Source organism: Nostocoides sp., assembly GCF_037045025.1.
In the GTDB taxonomy this organism is placed as follows: domain Bacteria; phylum Actinomycetota; class Actinomycetes; order Actinomycetales; family Dermatophilaceae; genus Nostocoides_A.
This window is the reverse complement of the sequence record NZ_JBAOHM010000014.1, coordinates 1-15,323: the sequence shown is the minus strand read 5'-3', so window position 1 is coordinate 15,323 and position 15,323 is coordinate 1. Positions and strand designations below refer to the sequence as shown.

19 protein-coding genes are annotated in these 15,323 nt (G+C 69.9%); 7 read left to right on the top strand and 12 right to left on the bottom strand.

Annotation, left to right across the window (positions count from 1 at the left end):
• Positions 1 to 45 precede the first annotated feature (45 nt).
• Positions 46 to 915: a MerR family transcriptional regulator gene (locus tag V9G19_RS18790; RefSeq protein ID WP_462286942.1), complete on the bottom strand. Its 870-nt coding sequence runs from the start codon at positions 913 to 915 to the stop codon at positions 46 to 48.
• A gap of 355 nt (positions 916 to 1,270) precedes the next feature.
• Here V9G19_RS18790 and V9G19_RS18785 point away from each other — a divergent pair, with 355 nt between their 5' ends.
• From V9G19_RS18785 to V9G19_RS18765, 5 genes are read left to right on the top strand one after another with little or no spacing between them, the layout of a single operon-like run.
• Complete coding sequence (locus V9G19_RS18785; protein ID WP_462286941.1) at positions 1,271 to 2,332, top strand: HesA/MoeB/ThiF family protein; 1,062 nt, start codon at positions 1,271 to 1,273, stop codon at positions 2,330 to 2,332.
• A 14-nt stretch (positions 2,333 to 2,346) separates the two neighbouring features.
• Positions 2,347 to 2,823, top strand: coding sequence for a hypothetical protein (locus V9G19_RS18780; protein ID WP_462286940.1), 477 nt, complete (start codon positions 2,347 to 2,349; stop codon positions 2,821 to 2,823).
• A complete protein-coding gene (locus V9G19_RS18775; protein ID WP_462286939.1) occupies positions 2,774 to 3,625 on the top strand; it encodes a hypothetical protein in 852 nt (283 codons plus the stop codon). Before V9G19_RS18780 ends, V9G19_RS18775 begins: the two co-directional genes overlap by 50 nt.
• A complete protein-coding gene (locus tag V9G19_RS18770; protein WP_462286938.1) occupies positions 3,622 to 4,962 on the top strand; it encodes an MFS transporter in 1,341 nt (446 codons plus the stop codon). Before V9G19_RS18775 ends, V9G19_RS18770 begins: the two co-directional genes overlap by 4 nt.
• On the top strand, positions 4,959 to 6,212 hold the full coding sequence (locus V9G19_RS18765) for a cytochrome P450 family protein (protein WP_462286937.1): 1,254 nt from the start codon (positions 4,959 to 4,961) through the stop codon (positions 6,210 to 6,212). The genes V9G19_RS18770 and V9G19_RS18765 overlap by 4 nt, the downstream gene beginning before the upstream one ends.
• Before the next feature lie 69 nt (positions 6,213 to 6,281).
• Here the strand turns inward: V9G19_RS18765 and V9G19_RS18760 are convergent, their stop codons facing one another.
• From V9G19_RS18760 to V9G19_RS18740, 5 genes are all read right to left on the bottom strand, one after another.
• Positions 6,282 to 6,752, bottom strand: coding sequence for a hypothetical protein (locus V9G19_RS18760; protein ID WP_462286936.1), 471 nt, complete (start codon positions 6,750 to 6,752; stop codon positions 6,282 to 6,284).
• 409 nt (positions 6,753 to 7,161) lie between these two features.
• Positions 7,162 to 7,776, bottom strand: coding sequence for a DUF6318 family protein (locus tag V9G19_RS18755; protein WP_462286935.1), 615 nt, complete (start codon positions 7,774 to 7,776; stop codon positions 7,162 to 7,164).
• A gap of 290 nt (positions 7,777 to 8,066) precedes the next feature.
• Positions 8,067 to 8,444, bottom strand: coding sequence for a YciI family protein (locus tag V9G19_RS18750; protein ID WP_462286934.1), 378 nt, complete (start codon positions 8,442 to 8,444; stop codon positions 8,067 to 8,069).
• 127 nt (positions 8,445 to 8,571) lie between these two features.
• On the bottom strand, positions 8,572 to 9,096 hold the full coding sequence (locus tag V9G19_RS18745; protein WP_462286933.1) for a pyridoxamine 5'-phosphate oxidase family protein: 525 nt from the start codon (positions 9,094 to 9,096) through the stop codon (positions 8,572 to 8,574).
• Between the two features lie 105 nt (positions 9,097 to 9,201).
• Complete coding sequence (locus V9G19_RS18740; protein WP_462286932.1) at positions 9,202 to 9,387, bottom strand: hypothetical protein; 186 nt, start codon at positions 9,385 to 9,387, stop codon at positions 9,202 to 9,204.
• 23 nt (positions 9,388 to 9,410) lie between these two features.
• Between V9G19_RS18740 and V9G19_RS18735 the strand changes: the two genes are divergently transcribed.
• Entirely contained in the window at positions 9,411 to 9,905 is a 495-nt protein-coding gene (locus V9G19_RS18735) for a MarR family winged helix-turn-helix transcriptional regulator (protein WP_462286931.1), read from the top strand.
• Between the two features lie 96 nt (positions 9,906 to 10,001).
• On the opposite strand, the gene arfB is transcribed toward V9G19_RS18735, so the two are convergent.
• From arfB to V9G19_RS18705, 6 genes are all read right to left on the bottom strand, one after another.
• Positions 10,002 to 10,442, bottom strand: a complete 441-nt coding sequence (gene arfB / locus V9G19_RS18730; protein ID WP_462286930.1) for an alternative ribosome rescue aminoacyl-tRNA hydrolase ArfB — start codon at positions 10,440 to 10,442, stop codon at positions 10,002 to 10,004.
• Between the two features lie 90 nt (positions 10,443 to 10,532).
• A complete protein-coding gene (locus V9G19_RS18725; RefSeq protein ID WP_462286929.1) occupies positions 10,533 to 11,930 on the bottom strand; it encodes an LssY C-terminal domain-containing protein in 1,398 nt (465 codons plus the stop codon).
• A 123-nt stretch (positions 11,931 to 12,053) separates the two neighbouring features.
• Positions 12,054 to 12,539 (bottom strand): SRPBCC family protein, encoded by a 486-nt coding sequence (locus V9G19_RS18720; protein ID WP_462286928.1) that lies wholly within the window; start codon positions 12,537 to 12,539, stop codon positions 12,054 to 12,056.
• A gap of 4 nt (positions 12,540 to 12,543) precedes the next feature.
• The gene (locus tag V9G19_RS18715; protein ID WP_462286993.1) at positions 12,544 to 12,855 is read right to left on the bottom strand and encodes an ArsR/SmtB family transcription factor; all 312 of its coding nucleotides are present in this window, start codon (positions 12,853 to 12,855) and stop codon (positions 12,544 to 12,546) included.
• A gap of 104 nt (positions 12,856 to 12,959) precedes the next feature.
• Positions 12,960 to 13,547: a hypothetical protein gene (locus V9G19_RS18710; protein ID WP_462286927.1), complete on the bottom strand. Its 588-nt coding sequence runs from the start codon at positions 13,545 to 13,547 to the stop codon at positions 12,960 to 12,962.
• Positions 13,548 to 13,630: 83 nt separating this feature from the next.
• Positions 13,631 to 13,906, bottom strand: coding sequence for an N-acetyltransferase family protein (locus V9G19_RS18705; RefSeq protein ID WP_462286992.1), 276 nt, complete (start codon positions 13,904 to 13,906; stop codon positions 13,631 to 13,633).
• An 874-nt stretch (positions 13,907 to 14,780) separates the two neighbouring features.
• On the opposite strand from V9G19_RS18705, the gene V9G19_RS18700 reads away from it, so the two are divergent.
• The gene (locus V9G19_RS18700) at positions 14,781 to 15,215 is read left to right on the top strand and encodes a hypothetical protein (protein ID WP_462283544.1); all 435 of its coding nucleotides are present in this window, start codon (positions 14,781 to 14,783) and stop codon (positions 15,213 to 15,215) included.
• Positions 15,216 to 15,323 lie beyond the last annotated feature (108 nt).

The following is a 15,323-nucleotide window of genomic DNA, read 5'->3' as shown; positions in this document are numbered from 1 at the left end:
GTGGGCTGGCGTGGGGCGGGAGGTCGTGCGGCGGGCGGTCTGGGGCTACGAGCCGGTGGGTGGGCGCACCGGCCAACAGATGTCGGTGCGGAAGAGCGCGGGGTCGTCGGCGTCGCCGGGGCCGACGCGATAGATCTCCCGGATCGGGCCGGCGCGGCCCTCGTCGTGCTCGGCCACGTGGGAGCCGAGCCGGCCATAGGTGCGGTCGATGTTCTCGAACGCGCCCGCGTGGCAGGCGATAGCGAAGCGCCCACCGTCCAGCTCGCACCGCTCGAACCCGGGGACCGCGCGCGCGGACTCGGCGACCGGCAGGAAGGCGAGCACCTCGCCCGCGCCGGCAGTGAAGAACTCCTCGGCGTAGGTGGCGCCGAGGGCGCTCGTCTCTGGCTGCGCGCTCGTGGCTGGCTGCGACCCTGGGCCTTGGTGCGTGATCGTGGTGGGCCGCGGCATACCGGCGGCAAGGGCGCCCAACCGGCCGAAGCTCTCGCCGCACCAGCCCTCGATGTCCTCCCGGCGCACGGTGGCGCGGATCGCGAGGACGGCTTGTCGCGCCAGCGTGCGATAGCCGACCTCGGGGGCGAGCCCGCCGCCGAGCATGTCCCGCAGGGAGGCGACCGCGGCGGTGGTGCGTTCGAGCCGCTGCTGGAGGCGGCCGAGGTGGGCCCGCAGCAGGTCGTCGCGCTCGGCGGCGTCGGCGGCGAGCACGGCCGCGACCTCGGGGATCGGCATCTCCAGGTCGCGCAGCCGGCGGATGAGGTGCGCCGCGCCGACCTGGTCGAGGCCATAGCGCCGGTATGCCGTGTGCGAGTCCACCGCGCTCGGCTCGAGCAGGCCGACCGCGTGGTAGTGGTGCAGGGTCTTGACGCTCAGGTGCGTCAGCTTGGCGAACTCGCCGATCCCGACGTAGGTGCTCACTGGACAACCTCCTTGCAGTCAGCGTGCACCCTCCGGTAGCCGGAGGGTCAACACCTCGGCGCGGACCGGTCCTGCGAGGGGGCTGCCAGGGGGACATAGGGGGTCTCGACGGTGTCGGGCAGAGGGTCTTCTCCCACGTTGTTGCCCGCACGAGACCCCCGAGAGGAGGCCATCATGCTGAAGCTCAAGAAGCTCATCTCCAGCCGCTCCAAGGTCAACGTCATGTTCAACTGACGCCGGCCATGCAGCTGCCGAACGGGCGCTCACCACTCGCGCCCGTGCCGGCGGGGAGGACCCACCTCGGGCCTTCCCGCCGGCAGCCCAGGTTTGTCCCCTCCTTCGACAGGAAGTCCTCGTGGATCGCTACTGCCTGCGCCAGGGCCTGCCGGTCATCGCCGACGGCCCAGACATCTACGTCGGCCTGACCCCGCCCTACGGGATCCTCATCGAGGACGCCCCCGGCTATCTCGCCCCGCTGCTCGCCCATGCCAGCGAGCTGCGCACGCCGGCCGAGCTACAGGCCCACGCCCGCGACCTGGGCCTATCCGCCGAGGACGCCCAGGACCTCGTGGCCGAACTGATCGGGAGCGCGATCCTAACCACCGAGCGGGTCGACCGGAGCGCGCGCTACAGCCGCCACGACCTCTACTACGCGCTCGCTCACGAGGGCAGCGCCAGCCGCAGCGACGTGCTGGCCACCAGCCGGGTCGGCCTGGTCGGGGTCGGCGGGATCGGCACCAATGTCGCCACCCAGCTGATCGCCGCCGGCGTCGGCTATCTGCGCCTGTTCGACGGCGACATCGTCGAGCCGAGCAATATGACCCGGCAGTTCCTCTTCGACGAGGCCGACTTCGGCCGCCTCAAGGTCGAGGCCGCCCGCGAACACCTGCTCGCGAAGAACTCCGCCGCCCAGGTTGTCGCCGACACCGGCCGCGCGGACGGCGTCGAGAGCCTGATGCGGCTGTTTGCCGATGTCGACGTCGTGATCGTCTCGGCGGATACTCCGCAGCTGATCGCCGACTGGGCCAACCAGGCCAGCCTGCGCACGATGACACCGTTCACCTGCGCCGGCTATCAGGACACCCGCGGCCTCGTCGGCCCGATGATCCTGCCCGGCGACGGTCCCTGCCTCGCCTGCGCTGCCGCCTCCGACGGCGTCGGCGCCGCCCAGGCCCGCGTCGACGGCCGCATCGCCGACATCGTCAACCTCAACGCCGCCTATCAGGCGCCCAGCTTCGGCCCGCTCAACGCGATGGTCGCCTCGGCGGCGGTCTCGGATGTGCTGCGCCTGCTGATGGGGCTGCGCCCGCGCACCGCCGGGCGCCGTCTGGTCCTCGACTCGCTCACCTTCGAGTCCTCCTTCGAGTCGTATGCCGCCGCCCCCGATTGCCTCGCATGCGCCCCGCGCGCGGCCTGAGCCCCGGACCTCGGGTGAGCCGCGCCCGCGGCCTGAGCCTCGCGCTCGCCGCCGCAGGCGCCCAGCTCATCGCGGGGGCGATCGCGACCGTGGCCAATCGCAACCTGTGGCCGGTGTGCTCCTACAACATGTTCAACGACGCCTTGGAGCGCAATGGCGACCAACTGCTCGTCGACCTGCTCACCCCGCAGGGGTGGGACGCGGGGCATCCGGCGGCGGCGGCATACCCGGTGCCGTTCTTTCGGGCCAATCAGGTCTTTGCCCATCTCGTCGTCGCCGGCGAACCCGAGGAGCAGGTCCGCTTCGCCCACCGGGTCATCGACCGGCTCAACCACCGGCGCTGGCGCGCGTTCGATGAGATCCGGGCCCCGGCCGCGACCGCACGGCCGGTGCGGGGTATCCGGGTGCGGGTCCGCGAGCACCGAGCCACGGGAGGAAGCCGTGAAACGTTTGCGTTCGAACACACCTGCTCGCCCGGATGCCCCGGCTGACCCGCCCGGCGTCAATCGGCGCCGGTCGAGATCGCGAGGCCTGCGGGTTGCGGGCGTCGCGATCGCCGCGCTGCTGACCAAGCCGCGCCCCGATGCCTATACCGACGCGTGGGCGGCGGTGGTCGGTGACGGGTGGCGGCCGGCCACTCCCCGGCGGATCAACGCCGCACTCCGGGCGCTCGACCTGGCCGCGAGCGCCGGCCTGCTCGCGCGGGCGATGCCGCGGCGCGCCCTTGGGCGCGGCTGGGCGTTCGGCCCGGCCTTGTTCACCGCGAGCCGGTTCATCGGCGCCAAGGGGCTGCCCGGGCGCTGGCAATACGACACCTTCCTCGAACCGCTGGTCTGGCTGACCGCCGCCGACCGGCGCGAGGGCGCCCACCAGACCCAACTCGTCGGTGCCGTATGCCGCACGCTGCTGTTCGCGGCATACAGCCAAGCGGGTGCCTCGAAACTGATCCACGGCCGCCGGGCCTGGCTGATCCGCGGCGATGCGCTGCACGCCTTCCTCGGTCATCTCGGCCGCCCGGCGGCGCGCCCAGCCGGCGGCAACACGCGGGCGTTGACCGCGGTCACTCGCCTGGTCCCGCTCGCCGAACTCGCCGCGCTGCCGGCCGCGCTGATTCTCCCGGCCAAGACCCGCCCGATTGCCGCCGGGTTGGCGATCTTGTTCCACACCACCGTGTGGTGGGCCCTGGACATCCCGTTCTGGCCGCTCTTTGCCAGCATCGCCGCGCTGGCCGAGACCGACGGCCCGAGCGATGCCCAGATCCTGCTGACCGAGCTGAGAAGGAGGCGCGGATGAGTTCGCCAGCGCGGCCCACGCCCTCGCAACCCCCGCCCGTGCAACCCACGCCCTCGCAGCCCACGCCGCTGCGACATGTGCCCTCGCGGCCGACTCCCTTGCGGCACAACCGGGTCGCGCGTACCCATCTGACCGGGGTGTGGGCCAACTGTCTCGGCGGCGGTGTCTTTGACATCGCGCTGCCGCTGATCGTGCTGCTCTCGACCGGTTCGCTGGCCCAGATGGCGACGATCGCGATCGCCCAGCAGGTGCCCAAGGCTCTCCCGGGACTTGTTGTCGGTGGCATCGTCGACCGGCAGCCGCCGCGGCGGATGATGCTGCTCGGCTATCTCGGGCAGGCGCTGGTGGTGGCCGTGATCCCGGTGGCGATGCTGCTCGGCATACACAGCCTGGTGTTGTTGGTCGCGGTTGCCTATGTCCGCGGCTCGCTCGACATGTTTGCCCGGACGGCGACGTTTGTCGCGATCCCCGAGATGTATGGCGAGGACACCCCCGCCTTCAACGCGGCCCTGTCGACCGCGTGGACGTCGGCGGCGATTATCGGCCCGGCGGTCGGCGGCGTGCTGGCAACGACGATCCCGCCCGAGCTGTTGTTGACCGTGGACGCGGCGTCCTTCCTTGTCATGGCGTATGTCGTCACCCGCCTCCCCGTGCCGCGGTCGGCCCCGGCGCGGGCGGGGGCGAGTTCGCTGGCTGCGTCGCTGCGCGCGGGCTACGGCTATCTGCTGCGGATGCAGGGGTTCGGCTGGTTCGTCGCGACCGTGGTGTGCGTCGGCTGTGTGTATGCGCCGCTGGGCACGCTGTCGCTCTATACGGTCTCCACGGTCTATCACGCGAGTTCGACCGTCGTCGGGCTGGTGAGTTCGGCGGCGGCGTTCGGGCTGTTCACCGGCTCGCTGGTCGCGCACCGGCAGGCCACGACCGCGCCGCGGACGATCATGCTGCGCGGCTCGGCGGTGATGACCCTCGGCGCGCTGCTGTTCTTCGTCCCGCATTGGGGCGCGGTCGCCGCGGGGATCTATGTCGTCTGCGCCGGCGGCGTCTATTGGACGGTCGGGCGGACGACGACGATGCACACCCAGGTGCCCAAGGAGCATCTTGGCAAGTCGATGACCGCGATCCAGTTCCTCGAGACGTTCATCGGCCCGGCGAGCGTGGTGACCGCCGCGTCGGTGGCCGAACGAGTAGGGCCGCGGGCGGCATACGGACTGGTGGTGGGGGCCTCGGCGTTGTCGGGGCTGTTCATGCTCGCCGCCCGCGCGCTGTTGGAAGCGCCCCGCCTGAGCCGGCTGGTCCCGGTTGTCGACGGCGGCGTCGTCGAAGGGGAGGCGGCGTGACCGCGCTCTGCCCGGCCCCGACTGCCGCGGTGTCGGGCGTGGCCGAGCTGACCGGCCCCTCCCGCTTCGGGCCCGACCTCTCGCCCGTATGCCGCATCGACGGCACCGTCCTCGTCACCGACCCCGCTCTGGTCGACTCGCTGCTCACCGACCGGCGGTTGCATGCGGCCCGCCCGGGCCCACGGTGGTGGGCCGGCCGGCAGGAGCGGGAGGCGGCGGCGTTCTATGCTGCTTGGCCGATGTTCAGCGACGACGCCGTTCACGCCGCGGGCCGGACGCTGGCGAAGTCGGCGGTCGATGCCGCGTTGGCGCGGCTGTCCCGTCCGGAGGTGGCGTCGATCGTCGCGTCGGCGTTGCGGCCGGGGGCCTCGGTCCACGACTGGGCCGGGGGCGAGGCCCGGGCGATCGTGCGTCTGGTCCTGGCGCGGTGGGCCGGGGTCGATGGCGCGCAGCTGACCGGGTTGGAGGGGTTTGCGCATGTGGTGCTGGACGAGCTAGCGGTCGTCGGCAGCACCCGCTCGCGCCGACGGCGGTTGCTCGCCGCACGAGACGAAGTCGCCGCGCTGTTGCTCGGCGTCGCGGTCGAGGGTGGTCCGGGTGGGTCGCCTGCGGGTGGGCCAGCTGCGGCTGGGTCGGGGGTGTCGGATGTGGCTGTGCCGGCTGCGGCTGGGGCACCCGCTTCGACCCCGCCTCTGGCCGAATCGGCCGGCGGCGGGTTTGCTGCGTCGACGGAAGCCGGCCTGGTCGGGCCCTATGCCGCCGCCCTGCGTGCCGGGACCCTCCCGCCGGACGTCGTGCTCGGCTCCTTTGCCCAGGTGATCACCGGACTTCTTGACCCGTTGATCGCCGCAGTGGCCGCCGTGCCGCTTGTGTTGGCCGCCGGTGCGCTGGACGAGGTCGAGACCACGAACGCCCAGGTAGCGACGACCCTTGGCCTGGCCAGCCCGTTCCGGTTCACCTCCCGGTTTGCCGCGGAGGAGATGGTCGTCGACGGGGTGCGCGTGCGCTCCGGCGAGCGGCTGGTGCTGCACCTCGGCGCGGCGTCGTTGGCCAAAATCGAGCGTGGCGAGACCGCGCGCCTGCCCTACTTCGGTGTCGGCGCCCACTATTGCCTCGGCGCCCGTGTGGCCACCCTCGTCGTCGGCGAAGTCATTGAGGCCCTCGCTGGCCGCACGGTCGAGGTGCATGCCTGCTCGGTGCTCCCCACCCTCTTCCTGCGCTTCGCCCGGCTGGACGTCAGCTACGTCTGACAGGGTCAGTCGCTGTTAAAGGCGCCCGCCTCCACCGGGTTATCAGAGGAGCGTCCGGGTGGGGGCGGTCTACCCGTTCGGGGTGGCGTAGAGCCGGTTGGTGGCGGTCAGTACGGTCAGTGGGGTGACCGGGCCGGTCAGATCGGCCTGCCCGGGGATGTCGATCCACTCCGAACCGTTGAGCGAGACCTGGCCGGTGAGCACGGCCCGGATGACGATGTCGTAGACCCCGCCGCTTTCGTAGGTCTTGGTGACATTTCCGGTCGGGTAAGGGCCGCCGAGGTCGGTGGTAGGTCCGTGGCTGGTGCCGTCGCCGAAGTCGTAGGTCACGCTCCGGAAGATCGGTTTGACCCGGACGGTCAGGCCGTACCACTGCGCCGGGTTGAGCGTGTCGATCTCCTCGGGTTGGTAGCCCTGCTCGCTCCATTCGAGCGCGAAGTAGGTCGGCAGGGTCACCAGCGTGCGGTTGCCCTCGGGCTGGATGTGCACTCCTGGCTGGGCGAACGGCGTGCGGTGGAAGGCGTTCTCGACCATCGCCATCGTCGGCGTCCTGGGGCCGGGAATCAGTTCGGGCCAGCACGTGTGTCCGACGACTTGCCAATCCGTCACCGGATTGGCTTGCCGTCGAAACACGTAGACAGCAGGTCCGTCGCCGTACGCGTCCTTTGGGTTCGGGCAGTAGGTCAAGGAAAGCGTGCATAGTTCATCGTGGCCGGGATCGGAAACGTTCACGCCTCCACACATGGTCGAGGAATCGTACTCGTAGGCGGCGCCGCCAGAACCTCCCGGACCGGCGCTCAGTGGTAGTTGCACCATGCTGGTGGCCGTGAGGATAATGCCAGCCTGATTCCCCTGACACTCGAGGTCCTTCGGACCACAACCCGCTTGTGCGGCGCATGGAAAAGCCAGCGTACCGGCAACCGAAAGAACGGCAACGAAGGGCCAGCGGTTAACGTTCGCCAATTGCCCGAACCTTCCATCCATCCTGCCAGACGACCTGTGCTGCCCATCTGAGAGTCTTGGCTGTCTCTTTATAAACGACCTTTCCCGCTCGATCTAGGTAGCTCACGGGATGGAGGTTTAGATCGCAGGCCAGATGGGTGAGGTCGGGCGTGCTGCTCACGACAAACACCTTCCCCACGGAAAGGACCGGCCCAGTTGACTTCTCTCCCCCTTTTGTTGAATCCGTCGCGGTCTGAACCAGTTTTGCGCAGAGTTCGCAGTCCTGGGTGGCAAGGCCATCCAAGATGTCCGGATTGGGAGCGCTCCACGCGTAGTCGAGGACATTGAGGTAGTACCTGACGAAGGCCACTGCGCCGGCGTCGGTGTGCTTCTTGGCTGCTGCTGGGAAATCAGGCTTAGTCGGGACGTAGTCAGCCGTGCTCGTTGTGGTCGAATTTCTGGGAGGTGGCGACGCCGATGTGCTGGCGGACGGCGCGGACGAGGTTGCGCTGGTCGGTGCAGGATCGTCGCCCCCGATGCACCCGGCCAGCAAGCCGACGATGACCGCGGCGGCGGCGAGCGGGGCGCGCCGGGGGTGGCGGCATACGGACAAAACAGCCATGCGAACTCCCGCCCTGCGTCGAGGTCTCCACCGTGTTGCCATCCAGCGTGGATCACGGGCGCCCATCTCGCCACCGGAGAAGCGAGTTATCCACAGGCCGGGCGGCGACGAGTCCGCCAACGGAAAGGGTGAACTCGCCGCCCGCCGGGTGACCCGACCTGCAAAGGGTGAGGTATAGCGCACCTCCTGCAGGTCACCCCTCCGCCTCTTGTGGTCAGGCCGGGTGACCCGACCTGCAAAGGGTGAGGTATAGCGCACCCTCTGCAGGTCACCCCCGCGGCCTCCTGTGGTCAGGTCGTCGAGGCCTCGGGTTGGGGACGCTCGCCGGGGGGAAACCGGTGGACCTCCTGTGGCCAGTCCAGGGCCACGGTGAGGCGGCCGGCCCAGTAGCGCGCGGCCTCGTCATCCGCCACGTCCACGACGGCGAACCCGCCGAGATGCTCCTTGGTCTCGGCATACGGGCCATCGGTGAAAATCGGCTTCCCGTCGCGGGATTCGACGCTGCACACGACGGTGGTGGCGTCGAGGGCGCCGTTGCCATAGACGAAGACGCCGGCCGCGCGCATCTCATCGATCACCGCGTAGCTGGCGATGGCCTTGGCGTGCAGTTGCTCCGGCGTGTGCGGTGGCACCCACTCGTCGTTGAATGCGATTAGGTACTGCGGCATGCGGGGTCTCCTTTCGGGGCGAGCCCATCATCGGGCCCGGCGGTCGCGGCATGGCGGCCGCTCATCTTCACTACGAACGAGCGCTGCGTCATACGACACTCCCAGGTTCCTCAGGCACCGGCCGAGCTCACGTGAGGTCGGCTGGCGTCCACGTCTGCCGGGCCCGGTAGCCCGATCGTCGCAGCCAGTGCTCGGTGTAGAGGATTCGGGTCGGCGTGATGACGGTGAGCGGGTCGGCGGGCGGGTCGTCGAGGGATCGCCCCTGCTCGACGTGGTCCGATTGCCAGCGGAAAACTTGCCAGTATGCCTGGGCGCGGGGGTCGTCGGGCTCGAGGGTGCGGGCGGTGCCAAAGAGCTGGGCTCCGCGACTGCTGGCCGGTCCCACGAGCGGGGCGACCACGCCGGCTGAGACCCGCGGGTCACGGCGGAGGTTTCGCGACTTCACCGAGGCGTTCCAGCTCGAATAGCAGATCTCGAAGCCGACACTCGAATGGCGCACCGGTGTCGCCGAAGGGCTGCCGTCACGGTTGACGGTCGCGACGACGGCCACGTTCTGGCTGCTGAGCAGGTTGAGGATGCGATCCTCGAGGTGGTCGCGAGGCAGGTCGACGTTGGGGTTCCCGTCAGCAAGCCAGGGGTTGGTCAGCGGCATGCGTCAACCTAGCAAGCTCGCGTCTCGAACTGGCCAGTTCGCCATTCGGTTGCGTATGCCCGTGCCTAGCGGAACCTGCCACTCCCGGACGGTCTCCGGCCGATGTTACGGATTCGCGGCCCCAGTCGTGCGGCGGTCGACATGCGCACTGGCCCGCGCGGCCAGGTCATCAGTGAGCCGCCCGGTCAGCTGCATGACGGGCATCTGGCGCCGCATGCCGACGTCCGGCACGGGCACGCCGCGGTTGCGGAGCAGGTCACGAACGAACCGGAAGATGAGTCCGAAGATCATGACGACCGTTATAATATACTTTCGTGAGTAAACCAACGGGGGCCGAGCGAGAGATGTACTGGCGTCTCGCCGAGGCCCTGTCCGCGACGGCGCATCTGGTATCGACGCGGATCGCCAGCCGGATGCCCGATCCGCTCGCCGCGCGCACGCTCACCCTGCTCGCCGAAATCGGGCCGCTGCGGCCAACCGCTTTGGCGGAACACTTGGCGGTCTCCCCGGCCGCGGTCACCCGGCGAATCCAGGCCCTAAGGCGCGCGGGACAGATCGCCATCGTGCCCGACCAGCGGGACGCCCGGACCTACACCGTGGAGCCGACCGCCTCCGGCCGGGCGGACGTGGCGGTCGCCGCCGATCAGGTCGCGCTCTCCTTGCGCCGGCAACTGGCCGACTGGAGCGCCAAAGACGTCAGCGATCTGACCCAGTTGCTCGAGCGCCTCCTTGCCACGGCGGCCCAGGCGGACGCGCCGCCGGCACCGGAGCGCGCTGCCGTCCCGTGGTGGCGCGAGCCGCCCGGCTGAGCTGCGGCATACCGATCGGCGATGACCCACGGCAGCGGACCACGGCAGGGGCCGGCCACGGCTGTCGGTGCTGCGGATCGGCAAGCCGCATCGCGTCTATTCCGCTTGCGGCCGTGAGCGATTCGCTTTGATCCGGCCGCGGCGCTGCTTGGCGTCGAGCCGACGCTGCTGAGCTGCCCGGGTGGGCTTCGTTCGTCGCCGCGGCGGCGCGGGCGGGGCCATCGCGGCGCGCAGCAGCACGGCCATCCGCTCGCGGGCGGCGACGCGATTGCGGCGCTGGGAACGGAATTCCGAGGCCGCGATGATCAGCCGTCCGGAGACCAACCGCCCGCCAAGCGCGGCAATGATGCGCTCCCGCTGGATCGGCGTCAGCGAGGGGCTGGCGAGCACGTCGAACTCCAGCTCGACCCGGCTGTCGGCCGTGTTGACGCCCTGCCCGCCCGGGCCGGAGGAACGCGAGAACCGCTCGACCAGCTCGTCCTGGGCGATGACCAGCCCGTCGCGGACGCCCGGTCCCGGCGCAATGGTCAGGTCCACGTCGGCTCACTGGTCGGGTCCACGTCGTCTCTCCCTCATCACCCCTGCCGATTTGCACCCCCGATGCTCCCTCACCCGTCCGGTCGCGGGCTAGTGCTTTCCCCGGGCCGTCCAGTGGCGCACGGCCGGGCCGGAGAGGATGAAGATGGCCAGGGCGTTCAGGCTGATGACGAGCAGGGCGCCGAAGGAGACCGCGTCCCGCTCGTCGGGCAGCCAGCCCACGAGCTGGCCGAAGACGGTGAGGGTGAGCAGCGCCAGCAGGCCGAGCCGCGCGCCGGACCGCCCGGCATACGTCCACCACGCGAGCAGGCCCAGACACACATAGACCAGCAGCTTGGCGACGATCCGCCACCCCACGTGTGAGACGCCGCTGCCGAAAAGCCACGGCAGATAGAACGCGAAGTCGACGACGAACGAGACAAGGATCAGCAGTATGCCGATGCCCACGGACGGCGGCCGAACGCGGGCGGCGTCGGTCGGAACCTCCACCCCGGAGCCGGCTTCGGGGGCCGCCGCGGCGGGTGTCGTATGCCGCGCGGCCACCGACTCGCTGCGCCCCACCGACTCGCTGCGCCCCACCGACTCGCTGCGCCTCACCGACTCGCGGCGCGCCGCCGAGTCGCTGCGCTCCGCCGAGTGGCTGCCCGCCAGCGCGAGGACGGGCAGGTCGCCGTCGGTCTCGATCGTGTCCCCGCCGCCGTTGCGGGTGTGATAGCCGGTGGAGAAGTCGACGATCCGCTCGACGGCGACGGCCGGATCGGCATACCGAATCGTGTCGATGATGTAGTCGCGCTCGATGTCGATATCGCGATCGATCTTGTGGGTGATCTGCCAGGTGAAGGCCGACAGCCCGACGGCGCGGTCATATGTCCCGGCGGCCAGCCAGTCGACGCGGTGCCCGCCGGGCAGCAGCCAGCCGGCGGGCGTCGGCCAGAAGCGCACGTGGTGGCGCTGCGCCGGGTTGCCCTCGACCTCCTGCTGGTAGGCGAAGGCCTGCATCCGCCCAAACAGGAACAGCGGGCTGACCGGCGCTTCCGGATAGCTGCGGCGGGTGACCGAGGAGACGACGATCCGCCACGAGCTGGTCAGGTCCACCGGATCGGCGCGCGTCCAGCCGGCCCGCTCCATCGCCGCGTGCACCCGCTCCTCCGGACCGGTCATCGCCAGGTTGACCGGGTCGCCGAGGAGCCCGTCGCCGGTGCGGGTGCGCCCGATGAAGTAGTCCGGGACGTAGAGCGCCGTCATCAGCCGGTGGAAGCGCGGCAGTGCGAGATAGGTCAGCACCAGCCAGAACACGACCAGGTAGACCAGGCGCCAGGACCAGGCAAACCCCTGGCGCAGCAAGATGATCGCGAGCAGGACGATGCATACCCAGGAGACGGCGAAGAACGCTGTGTCCAGCAACGGGCCGATGGCGCGATGCCAGGCGGTATGGTCGCGCACCTTCGCCGGGGCGCTGCGATAGCGCGGCATGCTCGGCTCGCTCACATCGCCACCCTAGGGACAAAGGGGGGCCGTCAAGTGAGAGCTAGCGACGTCATAGCGTCGATTTCTCTCACCTGACCAGAATCCGCACGAGCCGAGACGCTTCGGAGGCCCAGACGTGCCGGATCAGGCGGCCAGCAGCCCGTCGATCTGGTTCATGGCGTCGGTGCCACCCTCGACGACGCCCATGTCGAGAACCTCCTGCAGGGCTTCGGCCGTGTCGTAGGTGACGATCGCCCGCAGGATGGTGGCGTTGCCATCGGGGATCAGTGTGATGGTGTTGTGCCCGACGGGTTTGTCCGTCATCTTGCGGAAAGCTTCGTCGGCGAAGTAGTCGTCGAAGGTGAAGGAGTGCGGCTCGTCGACGTCGGTGATCTCCCAGACCCCGCAGAACTTCTCGCCCGTGGCGCCGGTCATGCAGAAGGTGGCGCGGCCTCCGCTGGTGAGAGAGTGGTCGACGAAGGTCGCGGGGTAGTCCGGCGGGCCCCAGATGCGCTCGAGCTGGCGGGGGTCGGCGTAGATCTGCCACACGCGCTCGACGCTCGCCTCGAGGCGGGCTTCGATCGTCAGGGTTCGGGCCTCGACATCGGTGATGACGTTGGTGACGGGCATTGCACTACTCCATGTCCGTAGTGGGTGGCTGCGCGGGGAGCGCGTCCATGGCATCGATTCGGCCACGCCAGATCGATTCGAAGTCGGTGAGCATCGACGCGACCGACCGGACCGCCTCGACATCTCCGGCGGCCAGCTGCTCTCGGCCCTGGCGGCGCTTGGTCAGCAGGCCCGCCCGCTCAAGGACGGCGACGTGCTTCTGCACCGCCGCAAAACTCATGTCGTACTTTGCGGCCAGGGTCGAGACCGAGTGCTCACCGGCGAGGACTCGGCGCAGGATGTCGCGCCGAGTCCGGTCGGACAGCGCGTGGAACAGGGCGTCGGCCCTTGGGACAAAGGAGGGCCGTCAGGTGAGAGCTAGCGACGTCATAGCGTCGATTTCTCTCACCTGACCGGTGGTGAGGTAGGACCCCGGCCGAGCTACGTGCCGAAGATGGCCATCCGGGCGAGCGCGCGGACGGCGCCGGCGTCGGGCAACGCGCCCCGATGCAGGTCGGGGTAGCCCGCCGCGAGCAGGGTCAGCACCGTATCCGCGTGGCCGACGGCATACCGAAGCTCGCCCGGGCCCGACACCTCCCAACCGGCCCCGGCGAGCAGCCGCGCGACCTCGTCACCCAGGGCGAACCGGTCGGGCAACGGGTTATCCGCGACCGGATGCAGCGTGCCGGGCCGCCACCGGGCGGCCACCAGAAGCAGCGTCAGCACGCGGACGGCCTGGTCGACGGGCTCCTTGGCCTTGGTCAGCCCCGACGCAACGGCGCGCGCGAGGGCGTGCGGGTTAGTGGCCGCGTGCCGGCCGGGCCGCGCGAGCACCAGGCGGCCCTTGTGGCGCCGGATCAGGCCTGCGCGGGTGCACTCCTCCCGCAGGATCGTCAGCTCGGGAGTGTTCTGCTCGCGGTTGCCCTTGCCGAAGTCCCACCCCAGGCCGCCTTCGTGCCAAAGCCGCTCGCACGCAGCCGGTTCCATCCAGCCCGCAGCCGTTAGTCGGATGCCGTCGCCGCCCGCCACCTCGAGCATGGTCCGCCACGGCCGCAGGGGCGCGGCCAGCTCCTCGGGCGTGGGGTCCGGCTCGGCTCCGGCGGCCAGCGTGATCAGGGCGCGTCCTCACTGGGTTTCCCAGGTCCGGGCTCCAGCACTCCCACGATCTCGCAACCGGTGGCGTCCGCGTAGGCACAGAGGTGCTGGAGCAGTGCTGACCCAAGACCTCGTCCTTGCTCATGAACGACGATGTCATGGAGAACGATCTGCCGAGGCACTCTGTCGGGTGGCACTGCGTGACCGTTCTTCGCTAGGCGTTCGGCAACGAAGATCGTGTAGAACGGGGTGCAGCGCTCGAGCGTGGCCGCCGTCGTCGGAATCGAGCGCATCCACCCGGGGAGGTGCTCCTGGAGAATCGCGGCGATGTCAGTATCGACCCGCTGCGAAATGTCTAGCAGTTGTTGGTGGAGCCCGTCCAATTCAGTCGAGAACCTCAGTGCGGTCCGCGCACGGATCGCTGGAAGGTTGGATCGCGTAGCCGTCAGCCAACCACGGGGAAGATCGGTTTCGCACCGCTCCAAAGTGGCCTCGAGGGACAGCTCCTCCGGTGCGTGAACAATGCGCGATAGCGCCGTCCAATTGCGCCCGGCTCCAACTCCGCTGTGACGAAGGCGTTGCGAAGCAAGACTGAGGTTTTCTCACCAGGCCGGGGTTGACCGCTGGGTGTGACGCGTGTGACCTGGGGTGATGGCGTGTCGGATGTGCCACGCGGGGTCCATGGGGCCAGAGTCGGTTTCGACAAAGTCCCCGTCTCGACCCAGGACCCCGCGTGCTGTCATATCGTGCCACCCTCGACGTCTGTTGACCGTCGCTCTGGGTGACGACGTGGGGGCCGTGATCTGTCATCGAGGTTGCCGACGGGCGGTCGCATTGGTTTGAGTGTGGTGTTCGTGGTCCTCGGCGCCATCACTGTGCCGGGCTCGGGCAAGATGGGTGGGGTATTGGACGTTCACGGCCCTCGCGCGTGAGGTGTCGTGGAAGACGTCGCGGGAGGGCCGTGCCGGATGCGCGGAGGCATCGGTGCTCACAGTAGAAGGTGATCAGGCTCGGGTCGAGTCGCGGTTGGTGTCCGGACAGATCGGTTGTCCGGGGTGTTCTGGAGAGCTGCGCCCGTGGGGGTGGGCGCGGCCGCGGCGGGTGCATGGCATCGAGGCGGTGGTGCGTCCGCGGCGGGCTCGCTGTCCGGGGTGTTTGCTGACGCACGTGCTGTTGCCGGTGACGCTGTTGTTGCGGCGGGGGTACGCGGCCGGGGTGGTCGGTGCCGCGCTGACCGCTCGCGCGAGGGGGTTGGGACACCGGCCGATCGGGCAGGCGTTGGGGGTGCCGGGGGCGACGGTCCGAGGCTGGCTGCGGGTGATGGGCTCCCGGCTTGACCCGGTCCGGTCGTGGTTGCTGCAGGTCGCGGCCCTGGCCGGGGTGGACTGGGTGGTGCCCCAAGCGCAGGGGTGTCGGTGGCGGGACCTGTTGGCTGCCCTGGCCGCGGCGAGCGAGGCGGTCACGGGCCGGTTCGGCCGGGATGGGGTGCTCGGCCCGGTGACGGGCTGGCAGGTCGCCGTCGCCTGTTCCGGTGGTCGGCTGTTGGCGCCGGGGTGGCCGCCGGTCTGGCCGGGGCGGGGCGGCAACACGAGTTGCCCCTGACGCCTGGCCCGGGCAGGCGGCATCGTCGTAAGGGTTGTCCCTGACCGTGCCGCGGTCAGGTATTCCCCTTGCTTCAGAGGAGTTGTCGTGGAGTGCACACCCGAGCAG

Coding starts and splice junctions, on each gene's coding strand:
- V9G19_RS18720 (WP_462286928.1), bottom strand. CDS start 12,539: ATGCCCGTCACCAACGTCATCACCGATGTCGAGGCCCGAACCCTGACG.
- V9G19_RS18745 (WP_462286933.1), bottom strand. CDS start 9,096: ATGCCGCTGACCAACCCCTGGCTTGCTGACGGGAACCCCAACGTCGAC.
- V9G19_RS18740 (WP_462286932.1), bottom strand. CDS start 9,387: ATGATCTTCGGACTCATCTTCCGGTTCGTTCGTGACCTGCTCCGCAAC.
- V9G19_RS18750 (WP_462286934.1), bottom strand. CDS start 8,444: ATGCCGCAGTACCTAATCGCATTCAACGACGAGTGGGTGCCACCGCAC.
- V9G19_RS18770 (WP_462286938.1), top strand. CDS start 3,622: ATGAGTTCGCCAGCGCGGCCCACGCCCTCGCAACCCCCGCCCGTGCAA.
- V9G19_RS18705 (WP_462286992.1), bottom strand. CDS start 13,906: ATGCGCTCGATTCCGACGACGGCGGCCACGCTCGAGCGCTGCACCCCG.
- V9G19_RS18755 (WP_462286935.1), bottom strand. CDS start 7,776: ATGGCTGTTTTGTCCGTATGCCGCCACCCCCGGCGCGCCCCGCTCGCC.
- V9G19_RS18760 (WP_462286936.1), bottom strand. CDS start 6,752: ATGGCGATGGTCGAGAACGCCTTCCACCGCACGCCGTTCGCCCAGCCA.